General features: G+C 40.9%; 11 protein-coding genes. 1 reads left to right on the top strand and 10 read right to left on the bottom strand.

Annotated elements, in window-relative coordinates; translation table 11 throughout:
- Positions 1 to 31 precede the first annotated feature (31 nt).
- The 7 genes from ACU696_RS18090 to ACU696_RS18060 all read right to left on the bottom strand — a co-directional run bounded on the left by ACU696_RS18090 (position 32) and on the right by ACU696_RS18060 (position 7,055).
- On the bottom strand, positions 32 to 742 hold the full coding sequence (locus tag ACU696_RS18090; RefSeq protein ID WP_109913266.1) for an ArsR/SmtB family transcription factor: 711 nt from the start codon (positions 740 to 742) through the stop codon (positions 32 to 34).
- On the bottom strand, positions 723 to 1,130 hold the full coding sequence (locus ACU696_RS18085) for an amino acid-binding protein (RefSeq protein WP_109913267.1): 408 nt from the start codon (positions 1,128 to 1,130) through the stop codon (positions 723 to 725). The genes ACU696_RS18090 and ACU696_RS18085 overlap by 20 nt, the downstream gene beginning before the upstream one ends.
- Positions 1,123 to 1,446 carry an antibiotic biosynthesis monooxygenase family protein gene (locus ACU696_RS18080; RefSeq protein WP_109913268.1) on the bottom strand — a complete coding sequence of 108 codons (324 nt, stop codon included), beginning with the start codon at positions 1,444 to 1,446 and terminating at the stop codon, positions 1,123 to 1,125. Before ACU696_RS18080 ends, ACU696_RS18085 begins: the two co-directional genes overlap by 8 nt.
- 118 nt (positions 1,447 to 1,564) lie before the next feature.
- The gene (locus ACU696_RS18075; RefSeq protein ID WP_184957451.1) at positions 1,565 to 1,897 is read right to left on the bottom strand and encodes a YfiM family lipoprotein; all 333 of its coding nucleotides are present in this window, start codon (positions 1,895 to 1,897) and stop codon (positions 1,565 to 1,567) included.
- Positions 1,898 to 1,964: 67 nt separating this feature from the next.
- Positions 1,965 to 3,320 (bottom strand): CDP-diacylglycerol--serine O-phosphatidyltransferase, encoded by a 1,356-nt coding sequence (gene pssA, locus ACU696_RS18070; RefSeq protein ID WP_109913270.1) that lies wholly within the window; start codon positions 3,318 to 3,320, stop codon positions 1,965 to 1,967.
- 159 nt (positions 3,321 to 3,479) lie between these two features.
- Positions 3,480 to 6,125, bottom strand: coding sequence for a bifunctional acetate--CoA ligase family protein/GNAT family N-acetyltransferase (locus tag ACU696_RS18065; protein ID WP_164529097.1), 2,646 nt, complete (start codon positions 6,123 to 6,125; stop codon positions 3,480 to 3,482).
- 228 nt (positions 6,126 to 6,353) lie between these two features.
- Positions 6,354 to 7,055, bottom strand: coding sequence for a tRNA-uridine aminocarboxypropyltransferase (locus tag ACU696_RS18060; protein WP_109913272.1), 702 nt, complete (start codon positions 7,053 to 7,055; stop codon positions 6,354 to 6,356).
- 169 nt (positions 7,056 to 7,224) lie between these two features.
- On the opposite strand from ACU696_RS18060, the gene ACU696_RS18055 reads away from it, so the two are divergent.
- Complete coding sequence (locus tag ACU696_RS18055; protein WP_110731775.1) at positions 7,225 to 8,319, top strand: tRNA/rRNA methyltransferase; 1,095 nt, start codon at positions 7,225 to 7,227, stop codon at positions 8,317 to 8,319.
- Between the two features lie 151 nt (positions 8,320 to 8,470).
- On the opposite strand, the gene emrB is transcribed toward ACU696_RS18055, so the two are convergent.
- From emrB to mprA, 3 genes are all read right to left on the bottom strand, one after another.
- Positions 8,471 to 10,009 (bottom strand): multidrug efflux MFS transporter permease subunit EmrB, encoded by a 1,539-nt coding sequence (gene emrB / locus ACU696_RS18050; RefSeq protein ID WP_109913274.1) that lies wholly within the window; start codon positions 10,007 to 10,009, stop codon positions 8,471 to 8,473.
- Between the two features lie 14 nt (positions 10,010 to 10,023).
- Complete coding sequence (gene emrA, locus ACU696_RS18045) at positions 10,024 to 11,205, bottom strand: multidrug efflux MFS transporter periplasmic adaptor subunit EmrA (RefSeq protein WP_447343207.1); 1,182 nt, start codon at positions 11,203 to 11,205, stop codon at positions 10,024 to 10,026.
- A gap of 216 nt (positions 11,206 to 11,421) precedes the next feature.
- The gene (gene mprA, locus ACU696_RS18040; RefSeq protein ID WP_109913276.1) at positions 11,422 to 11,937 is read right to left on the bottom strand and encodes a transcriptional repressor MprA; all 516 of its coding nucleotides are present in this window, start codon (positions 11,935 to 11,937) and stop codon (positions 11,422 to 11,424) included.
- Positions 11,938 to 12,213: the final 276 nt, after the last annotated feature.

The raw sequence follows: 12,213 nt of genomic DNA, 5'->3' as shown, positions 1-12,213 counted from the left end.
ACTGAATTTTATCGATAATGCCTATTTTAGGTTAACCGATATTAATATCAAAAATACGTTTTAAAGCTTTTTTACCATTGGAAGTAAAAGTAATTTCTCTATAGCCTTTTGCTTTATCTATCCATCTATTTTTTTCAAAGAATTGTAGTAGCAAGGCTCCTGCAAGTCCTCCTAGGTGCATACGCCTTTCACTCCAATCCAAGCAAGCGCATGCTATTTTTCGTTTTGTATGAGGAATAATATCTATCCCAAATTTTTTAAATTGCGCCATACCAATATCTGATAACTTGTTTTCTTTAGCGGTAAACCAACCATTTTTATCCATAAATTCGTAGATCTGAACAGCAACTTCCCCTGCTAAGTGATCATAGCAAGTACGTGCTTTTCGCAGATGAATAGGTGTTGCTATTGTTGGGGTATACTCTAATTTAATGGATACCCCCATTAATGTTTCTAATAATTCGGCAATATCTGAGCCTGCAAGTCGGTAATACCGGTGCCTTCCTTGAGATAGACAGCTAATTAAGTGGCTATTTAATAGCTTAGTGAGGTGTGCGCTCGTTGTTGATGGTGCTATATCTGCAACTGCACTTAATTCTGTTGCTGTCCATGCCCTACCATCCATTAATGCACACAAAATGCTGACTCTTGAAGGGTCAGCAATCGCAAATGCAACTTTTGCGATAGATTTCTCTAATGGTTCTTTTTCTTCAATGAGAATACTATTTTTGCTTGGTATCATATGGTAGGTTTTCCCACTTCTTTGTAACTTCAGTAGTTAATATATTATTGTCTGTTATTAATATTAGCCTGTTATTATGGTCGCTATATTGGACTAAGATATTAATTTGGTGGCGTGCAAGCAGAGAAACAATTTCTCCAAGTTCGCCTGGGCGTTCTTGTTTTAATTTGCGGATCACAGGTTTTGAAATACTTTCAATCTTCAGCCCTACTGTAGCCAGAGCATTGCTTGCTTTTTCTGGCTGGGTGACGAGAAAGTGAGCATGGCTTTTTCCTTCGATAGAAAAAACACCACCACCTTCAAGGCCAATACCATGTTTCCCTAATGTTGTCGCCAATAGTGCTAAAGCACCCACTTGGTTTTCAATAATCACATGAATATCATACATTAAAATTATCCTCTTTATTGAATGAGTAATCCTTTAGGGTATTAGCAATTCGAATTCTATAATGAGAAAAAATGGTTTGTTGTCCTTCAACTTGTGCTTCAATATGCATGAAATGTTTTTTCCAATTTTTTACGGCTTCTTCTGTTTCCCACCACGAAAGTGAGAGAATTTTTCCTTCAGTGGTTATACTTTGAAAACGTTCAACCGAAATAAACCCTTCTATGCGCATAAGTTCAGATTTTAGTTGACCGGCTAGTTCAAAATAACGATTTTTTTGTTCTGGTACTGGGATGGCTTCGAAAATCACTGCGATCATGAGTCTCTCCTTAATATTGAGAGCTCAACTATAAAGGGTTAATTAAGAGATACTTCGATGGTGAGCGAAATATTGAAAATAGCAGGGGAATTTAAAAGAATGGGAAGTAAGGAGAGGGTTACTTTAAGGACTGATATAAACTATAACCCGCTATTGACCCTGCAACATCATAGGCAAAATCATGCCAACTCCACCCCGTACCAGCAGGCCTGCTGTCATAAAGCTCTTTTGCTGCGCCAAGAGAAACTGAGAATAGAATACCGAATATGGCAGCATCGCGGTGTTGTATATTTTGTTTGTCTGCATAAGCGTTACCCGATGCAGCCATAGCGGCTGAAAATGCAAAATGTTGTGCTTTATCTTTGCCTTGCCAATTGTCATTGGACCAATGAAAACCACTGCATCCTGTGATGGAAAATATAAGTAAGCTAAAAATTAATGGCTTAAACATATTAGGTATCATTATCCAGATGATGAATGTAAAAAGCGTCACTTAAGTGACGCTAAATTGAGATGTATTATAAAATCCGACTAATTAACCGATCCACTCGTATTCGACGTAGACGTCGGATTAATTTTTTCACTTTAACAGGATAGGTTTGAATACTGTCTAATTCACGAAAATGGCTAACAACCTTAGTATGAGTTCGAATACACTCTAGCTCGTGATTGCGTTGCTCTTGCAACTGTTGTTTTGGGTCGTGAATTAATACTGCGTTTTCAAGATCTAACCCCCAAGCGCGTGGGTTTAAGTTGTTACCCGTGATCAATTGCCAGTGATTATCAACCCACATTCCCTTTAGATGATAGGTATTGTCTGCGTCTTTCCAGAGCCTAACTGTTAACTGCTGGCTATCAATAAAGCGTTGCAAGCGACTAACAAAACGGCGCAGATTGATCTCATAAAGGTATGGTAACGCACCAATTATTTTAAAGGGTTCTTCAGGTGGGATGTAGAAGTCATTGGCAGTTTTGTCGCCAATGATAATTTCTACTTGTTTGCCATCACGGAGTAACCGACTAATAACTCTGACTAACACCGCAGGTAAATTAAAATAAGGCGTGCAGATTGTTAGTTTATTATTTGTTGCACCCATTAAATGAGTGATAACACGGTTTAAATCGTTTTTTTTGCCGAGGCCAACAAAGGGAGTGACAGACAACTCATCATTTGATGCGTTTCCTGAAAATTGATAGGACGCTCCCCGTAAGCCCAAACGAAATTGCTTAATTAGGTGCTTAAACTCAGCTGTTTTTGGCCGATTCGGTGTATTTAATAGATGAATGGCATCAGACTGTAGTAATGCGTCATCAATAAATTTTTTCATTGATGCGGTAAGTTGGCTGTTTTTGATAAGGTGATAACGGTCATAACGGTATTTATTATGACGCTGTAAATAGACGTCATTAATACTTGCACCGCTATAGAGCAGAGTATCATCAAATAAAAAGCCTTTTAGGTGCAGAACACCTAGTGCTTCCCGTGTATTTACAGGAATACCGTAGATAGGAATTTCAATTTCAGGGTAATGTTTTGCAACATCGTAATACCAATCGGCGTTTGTGGCATTTGCAGCAGCCCCTATCCGGCCTCGTTGAGCACGGTGCCAGTCTACGAGAATTTTGATATCCAATGATGTATTAGCTTGTTTTGCAGCATATAGAGCATGAAGTACGTCTTTACCTGCATCGTCTTTCTCTAAATACAAAGCCGTTATGTAGATAGTATTTTGAGCCTGAGAGATTTGTTTAAGCAGTTCATCACGAAAATCTTCTGTCTTATATAGCGTTTTTACATCAGCAATTTCTTGAGATAGTTTTGGCAAACTGACCAAATATTGTTGATGTTTTGCTTGTTTTAATTTTGACAACATCACAGTGTGAATTTTCTCTTATTAGTCTAATAGCAACTCGCTTTGCGCACATTTTTAAGCGAATGATCTATGGATGATAGCATATTTAGCCAAACCATTTAGTATAAATTGACGACTTGTTTAATTACTATACAAGTTGAGCCGTATTCTTGGATATTTCTATAAGTGCAGTGTCAGATTAACTACTCCATCTTCAAACTGAACGTCAATTTCAAAGCCGAGTTTTTTCGCTAGGCTAATCATATTACGGTTTTCAGGCATGGTTATTGCCGTCAGTTTTTTAATGCCGTGGCTCCGAGTATAGTTAAGTAACTTTTGCATCAGTTGATAACCGAGCGTTTGCCCCTTCATGTCGGAACGAACCAGTACTGCAAATTCAGCTTCTTGGTTATCAGGATCCGCCATAGCCCGTGTTACACCTATAATTTCAGGAGCTGTATTGGGGTTTCTTACCGCAACAAAAGCCATTTCCCGATCATAATCAATCTGAGTCATATTGGCGAGATCATCATGGGTAAACTCACTAATTTCGCTAAAGTAACGATAATAAAGATCCTCTTTAGTAACTTGTTCTATAAAGGATTTTAGCAAAGGCTCATCTTCAGGGAGGATCGGACGTAGTAAACAGGTAAGGTCTTCTTTTAAATGAATCGTTTCTTCGAGTTCACTAGGGTAAGGGCGAATTGCCAGCCTAGATGTTGTTGCATCATCTGTTGGGCTTAGAGTCATGGAGACATCAAGTAAAGTGAATTCATCCCCTGAGGCAAGTAATGGGTGAATGTCTAACCTTGTAATATTTGGGCAATCAATAATTAAATTTGAAACGCGCACTAATAAAGCTGACAACCCTATGATATTTAAAGGTTCTAAAGCACTTCGAGATTTGATTTTGTAACTTTTGATGGCATTGATAACTTGGTAGCGAGCTAAAGCCATATTTAGCGGGGGAAGAGCGACAGCAGCTTGGCTCTCTTGTTGCCACTCAATACCACCTTCTCCTAACATGATGAGAGGGCCAAAAACAGGGTCTAGCTCAACAGCGATTCTGAGTTCTTGAGCGCCAGCTCGATTGGCCATACTTTGTACCAACAGGCCTTCAATTCGTGCATTAGGGAAATTTGTTGAAACACGTTCCATAATCGCTTTAGCTGCATCTTCTACCTCTTTAGCATTGCGTAAATAGAGCATGACCCCTTGTACTTCTGACTTATGAACAATATCAGGAGAGCGTAATTTCAAGGCGACGGGATAGCCAATTTTTTCTGCAATTTCAATGGCTTCATTACTAGAGTGTGCTATCCATGTGGGTAAGCTATTTAACCCGTAGGCTTTTAAAATAGGTTGAACTTCATGTGTATCCAAGTGTAGCTTATTATTTTCCAGTGCTTGTTGAATATATTCATGAGCTTGTTGAGTATTCGCTGTAATACCAATAGGTAAAGCCGGAGTTTCTTTGAGTTGTTTTTGGTTACGGCGATATTCCACCATATGCATGTATGCTGTGATTGCCCCTTCTGGAGTACGGTAGGTTGGGATCCCTGCTTCACTAAATAGCCTGCGAGATTCTTGAGATGAATATTCTCCACACCAGTTGGTTAAGATGGTTAGCCATTTTCCTCGTGGGTGCTGCTTAATCGTTTTAATAATTTTTTCTGCCATGGCTTTACTTTCCGTTATCGCACTGGGAGTGTGGATAAGCAATAAAGCGTCATGGTCGTGGCTGTCGAGCATTTTGTTCAGTACATTGATGTAGCGCTCAACGGTGGAATCATCCCCCAAGTCAATTGGGTTTTTCGTCGATAAATCAAGAGGTAACAGGGAGCTTAATTCATTTTCTGTTTCAACACTTAACGTTGCAAGTTTGCCACTACGCAAGAGAAGTTCGTCTAATGCCATCGCTGCGGGTGCAGAACCGTTGCTCATAATAGAGAGGCGTTCACCGCGTAATGGTGTCATATAGCTTAATGTTTCAACCGCAGAAAACATTTCGTGAGTATCTTGCACGCGAAGTAGCCCAGCACGTTGGATAGCGGCGTCATAAGCGGCATCTAGGCTCGGTTTATCGCCTAGAAGTTCTTGTGCTTTGCGGGTTCGACCGCTTTTTATTACTAATATAGGTTTATTACGTGAAGCACTGCGAGATGAGGATAAGAAACGTCGCGCATCACTAATACTTTCGAGATACAGCAAAATGGCACTGGTTTTGCTATCACGGGCTAAATAATCGAGTAAATCGTCAATATCAATATCGATGCTATCACCAAGGGCAATAAAATAAGAAAAACCGATGTCTCGGTGCCTTGCCCAATCCAGAACGGTATTTGATACAGCAGCAGATTGTGAGATAAACGCGAGTTTCCCTTTTAAGATTGGAATCGGGGAGAAACTGGCATTCAATCCTTGCCATGGGGCGAGAAAACCGAGGCTATTCGGGCCTAATAGGCGAATTTGATATTGCTGGGCGACTTTTTTTAATTCATTAAACTGAATGGAAGGGGATGATAAAATAATAACCACTTTACAGCCGGCTTCCCCTAATTGCTGTAAACAGGCGATATTACGTGAGTAATGCGTGCAGATAACGGCAAGGTCGGGTTTGAGTGGCAATTTATCTATGGAAGGATAAGCAAGTACGCCAAGGACAGAGTTTCGGTTTGGGTTAACAGGTAAAATAGGGCCTTTAAAGCCGCTGGTAAGTAGGTTTTTCATCATCACCGAACCTGCACGGCCAGGATTTTCAGATGCTCCAACGACAACGATAGACTTTGGCCTGAATAAAGATTCTAACTGACTGACTAAACCCATAGTTGATAACCCTTTGCTTTGCTGAACGAGATAAGCGTTCAATAGGTAAAAAGTGGCTGAGTGATACTTATGAATACTATGCCTTATCTTTGCGATTGCGCTAGTTTATCTGGTGAGTTTAATTAATTTATACAAGCACGTTCACGTTTTATCAGCACGATTATCTAAAAGTTATCATTTAATGGTACTAGGCTCGAAAAGAAAGAGAAAAATAGTACCAATAAATAGTTAGAGATGAGATTCAGTGAGTAGCATCTGTGCGATAGGGTGATGCGGCTTTCCTTCAAGGTATTTTTGACGGAACAAATTGAAATGGCTAAAGAGTTGTTGTGAAGCGTTTAAATCTCCCGCTAATTCTAAAACGGTAGCTGCAACTTCAGCGGTACAATGTTGCTCTTCCCTTGATGGTGTACGTAGTAAGTAATCACTCCTTGCTTTGGTATTAATTGAAAGCATTGGAATATCATTAAGATAAGGGCTTTTCCGAAACATTTTACGTGCTTCTGGCCAGGTCCCATCGAGTAAAATAAATAAAGCGGGTTTATCCGACAAAGTAGGCTCGTTGACTACGACGCGTTCATTTTGAGCGTAGCTTTCTGGGAAAATGAGGTAAGGTTGCCTTGTGGTGTCTTGTAATGCTGCCAGTAGCTGCGCATCAGGCTCTGTCCTTGACCACTGAAAGGCCAAAGTGTTGGGCAAAACATCCGCAATCAATTTTCCCGTATTACTTGGCTTAAATACTTCACCATCAAACATAATCAAGCAGAATTGACTTTTTGCTTGTGACGATACGGTATCTTGGCACAGGCATTGTGGGATAGGTAACAAGCAATATTGGCAACGTTTTACTCGGCAGCCTCGCGCTTTAAATGGTTTAGTTGATAATGCGAGGCGCTGTTGACGCAAGTGATAAACGGCATTCGAAGTCATGTTGAGTGATATTTTTTAGGTCTAAAATGAAGGCACATATTGTACGCAAAACGATTTCTATGCGATAGAAGTATATTCAATAACTTTTAGATGAGATAATAGTGTGAATCGGTAGCGTAGCCATGCAACATCATGTAATCTTCGCGCCATAGCTTAGTAGGGGATAGTGATGAACGACTCGAATGATTTTAGTGGTAAAAACGGCAAAGTAAAAGTGATGTATGTCCGCAGTGAAGAGCAGGACAATAATAAAGGTAATGACAAACGCCGAGGCGGTGGCCGTGACGATAGGCGTGGTAATGACAAGCGTGGTGGCGATAGACGAGAGGGGGCCCGTCAAGATCGTGGTGGCCGCTCAAATCGCCCTGAAGGAAGTCGTGAAGGGCGTCGCTCCGATAACCGAAATGAGGTATCTCGTGAACGTTCGCCATGGCGCACTGTTTCAAAGCCAGATAGCGAAGAATTAGCGAATGACCACGGCGGAATTGTTGGCAAGAGTCAAATAGATCCTGAACAACTACGTAAGCAGCGCCAGGAAGAAACTCGTATCTATGGTGAGAATGCCTGCCAAGCTATGTTTAAAAACCGCCCTGATGCGATTGTTCGTGCATGGTTCTTACAATCCGTTACGCCGCGTTTTCGAGACGCGTTAAAATGGATGGCGGCAAATCGCAAGGCTTACCACGTGGTAGATGACGAAGAGTTATCGAAAGCATCAGGAACCGAACATCATGGTGGTGTCTGTTTTATCATCAAAAAACGTGGTGGAATGAGTGCGGATGCGTATTTACAACAAGCCGCAGAAAAAGATTGCGTATTGGCACTTGAAGATGTGGGGAATCCACATAATCTAGGTGGAATGATGCGTAGTTGTGCCCACTTTGGCGTAAAAGGCGTTATTTTACAAGATGCTGGCATGTTGGAGTCAGGTGCAGCAATTCGTACCGCAGAAGGTGGGGCTGAGCATATTAAGGCGATTGATGCTGATGGGCTGACTGACACTTTGGATAAATTCCGTAAAGCAGGCTACACCATTGTGACGACTTCCAGCCATAAAGGCAGTCAAGATCTCGCAAAAGCGAAGTTACCCGCCAAAATGGTACTAGTTTTAGGCCAAGAGAGTGATGGTTTAAGTGATAGTACGTGGGATCAAGGCGATATGAGTTTGTATATCGGTGGAACAGGTAAAGTGGAAAGCTTGAATGTCTCTGTTGCAACGGGAATTATGTTGGCCCAGTGGTGGCAACAAAACCAAGTTAAATAATCCTTACGTTTTATAAGAAAAATAAAGCCATACATAAAGGATGCATATCCCAGTTGTATGGCTTTTTTATTTCTGTCATGAAGGCAACTTACTGAATCAGTAAGAGTATTTTGCCAATAGCCTCCCATAAAATTATATGGGGTTAGGCTGATTAATGAGCACCACCGCCGTCTTTCGAACCTGCCCCAAATGGTGGCTTAGCGAACCAGACAATGACCATTAGTAGGATGAAAATTCCAGCTGAGAGCCAAAATATCTCATTTGCTGACATAATCAGTCCTTGGTCAGTGATCGTTTTAGCGAGGTATGCCGAACTTTGCTGCTCATTCATACCAATTTTTGCCAGCTCGCTGTACATCTGTTGGGCATTTGGGTTGTATGGGTTAACAAATTCAGTGAGGTTTTCATGATGCATTGACTCTCTTTGGGTCCACATGGTCGTTGTGATTGATGTCCCGATGGCTCCAGCTAAGGTACGAGTGAAGTTAGATAAACTGGATGCAGAGGCCATTTTTTCTGGTGGTAGGCCAGATAATGTAATGGTTGTCAAAGGCATAAAGAAACAAGCGATAGCTAAACCTTGCACAAATTGCGGCCAAGCGGCCTCGGCAAAACTCATTCCAGGTTCGAATGTATAAGCACGCCAATAGTAACAAACTGCATAGATAATAAAGCTGAATGTCACTAAATAACGCATATCAATTCGGTTACCAAAACGTCCTATAATTGGCGTAATCAGTAGCGGTAATAACCCTACAGGAGCAGAGGCTAGCCCTGCCCAGGTCGCAGTATAGCCATAAACCTCTTGTAGCAATTGCGGCAGTAGTACAATCGTCCCGAAATAGAGCATGTAAGCCAAACTTAGGGATAAACAGCCAATCGTAAAATTGCGTTCTTTAAACAGGGATAAGTCGATGACGGGATGGTCATCGGTGAGTTCCCAGACAATTAAGAAGGCGATAGCGACAACGGCAATAACGGTTAGGACGATAATTTCAGTCGAGTTAAACCAATCCAGCTCTTTGCCTTGGTCAAGCATGATTTGTAAAGCACCAATACCGACAACCAATAGTACCAAACCAATAGTATCAATACGCTGAATAGATATTTTAGTTTCACGGCCTTTTAAGGTACGCATGATTGCAAAAATGATTGCAATACTAAATGGCACATTGATAAAAAATATCCAGCCCCAATGGTAATTATCACTAATATAACCACCAAGAATCGGTCCGCAAATAGGTGCAATAACGATAGTCATTGACCAAAGGGCGAGGGCCATGTTGCGCTTGGCAGGAGGATAATTATTAAGCAGTAGGCTTTGAGACAAAGGAATGAGAGGCCCTGCGACTAAACCTTGTAAAACACGAAATAAGATCAACATCTCTAGGCTGCCAGAAATACCGCACAGCCATGAAGTTAAAGCGAACAAGCCAGTGGACCATAAAAATAGCCTGACTTCACCGATTCTACGCGCTAACCAACCAGTAACAGGGATGGAAATTGCATTAGCAACACCGAAAGAGGTTATTACCCATGTTCCTTGTGAATTGGAAGCTCCTAAATTTCCAGCAATGGTCGGAATAGCTACGTTAGCAATTGTAGAATCAAGAACTTGCATAAATGTTGCCAATGAAAGGGCAATCGTCATCCATGCGAGTTTAGATCCCGTTAAAGGTGCTGTCGTCACGATTGCACCTCCACCTATTGATTCTCTAGGTTATTATTAATTATCTCAGTAACTATTTTGTCTGCAGGAGACATATCCACAGCTAATGCAGCAGTATGATAAGCAGGAGTAGCGCGCATCCCTTTAGAAAGCACTTTGCCGTTTTTATCTAATGTATCAACCGTAACTTCGGTGGATAAACCGATACGTAGTGGATGCTCTTCAAGCTGAGTTTCATCTAAGGCAATACGCACGGGGAGGCGTTGGACTACCTTGATCCAGTTACCACTGGCATTTTGTGCAGGTAATAAAGAGAATGCGCTACCGGTTCCCATATCAAGCCCAACGACAGTACCGTTAAACACGATATCTTTACCGTAAAAATCAGTCGTGACTTTCGCAGGTTGGCCGATACGCATGTCCGCAAGTTGTGTTTCTTTAAAGTTCGCATCAATCCACATACCATTGGAAGGGACAATGGCCATTAATGGTGTTGAATGAGTAATTTGTGAACCCACTTGCACACTGCGACGTGAAACATAGCCATCAACAGGGCTGACGATCTTCGTCCGTTGTAGGGTGAGCCAAGCGTTTCTAACTTGTGTCGCGGCCTGTTCTACTGCGGGTTGTTTTTCAATTGCGGTATTCAAAACAATGGCTTGATTAGCATTATATTGTTCTATTGCCATGTCTAATGCTGCTTTTGCACTGACAACGGCTTCTCTCGCGTGTTGTAGTTCTTCTTTACCGATGACATGGCTACTGCCTAAAACTTCGCGACGTTTTAAATCATTCTGTAAGCGGTTTAATTCAGACCGTTTTACGTCAATATTGGCTTGTAGCTGGCGGCTATTAACCATGTGCTGGCGAGTCTGGCGTACACTGTTCGCTAATTCTGTTTTTGCTTTATCGAGTGTTAATTCTGCATCACGTGGGTCTAGTTCAACCAAAACAGTTCCACTTGTCACGAAATCGGTATTATCCACATTGACTGTCATAACGCTCCCAGAAACTTGGGATTGTATTTGTACTTGGTTACCCGCGACATAAGCGTTGTCAGTTGATTCATAGTGGCGAAGAACGAGATACCAGTAGACCACCCAGCCAACGCCTATAATAATAAATAATAGAGTCAAAAAGATCAGCGCACTTTTGCGTTGTCTTTTTTTATTTCGTTGGGGAGTTTGCGTTTGTTGCATTTCCTCAGGGGAACTCATACTCGTATTTCTCCACTTCTATGGATAAGGATCACGGTTGTTTCCAGTAGTTAGGTATTAACCACTGGAAACTGAGACTACAAATGATTTTGCTGTTTGATGGGATATCGTAAAGCATAAGGCTGAAAGGATAATGAAATATTATTGGCTGAAAAGTATTTTTTCAGCTTTGAGCTAAAGAATGGCTCAAATACATTAACCTTACAATTTCTGTGGTCAATCTTTTATAGTATCTAGTTTTGTCAGTAATTTACGCATCAGCGTGTCAAGCTGTTGTTTTTCATCAGTATCTAAAACAGACCAAATATCAATTAATGCGCTGTGTTGAGGTGGCAATAGACCATTTAAAAATTCAGTCCCTTTTTCTGTGAGGTGTAGATGAAGGCAACGTCTATCGTTGTGACTTTCTTTGCGTTCAATCCAACCATTTTTTTCCAGTTCATCTGCAATTCGTGTCGCATTGGTTCTTGAGGAACCAAGAGCAGCACTGAGTTCAGATGGCTGAATACTGCGGGAGTCTTTTGTATCAAGGATCATGAGTGCCATAAACAGTGTTTCATTGATACCTTGAGACCTTAACATATTATTCCGAGTTTCAAGTAATTTTCCATGAACATGCATGCATAAGCGTGTTAGCAGAATTTCTTGATACGGAATAGGACTTTCATGTGAATCTTGTTGTTCTACACGAGCATTGAGTAGCTCTTCAGTCGGTGTAAATGAACTTTCCATTATTGGGATACCTTATTAGTTTCAGTTGGTAAGATTACAACTGTCATCAACCATCTAAATGGTATATTAAAAGATAGAATTAGCAATTATACTTAATTAATATCGCCGATTTTATTTTGATAATGATACATGATTCATAAATTTTATGAATGTAATTCGCCAGTTTTAGCATAGCCTATCGACTATTTAACTCAGAGTGCGTTAATTTTGACTATAAAACAACCAACCTAATACTAAATTAAAGGCTAATTCCAATCATACAAAACAATATATAAT

It is taken from the genome of Providencia sp. PROV_01 (assembly GCF_053098325.1).
This window is presented reverse-complemented; position numbering and strand designations above follow the sequence as displayed.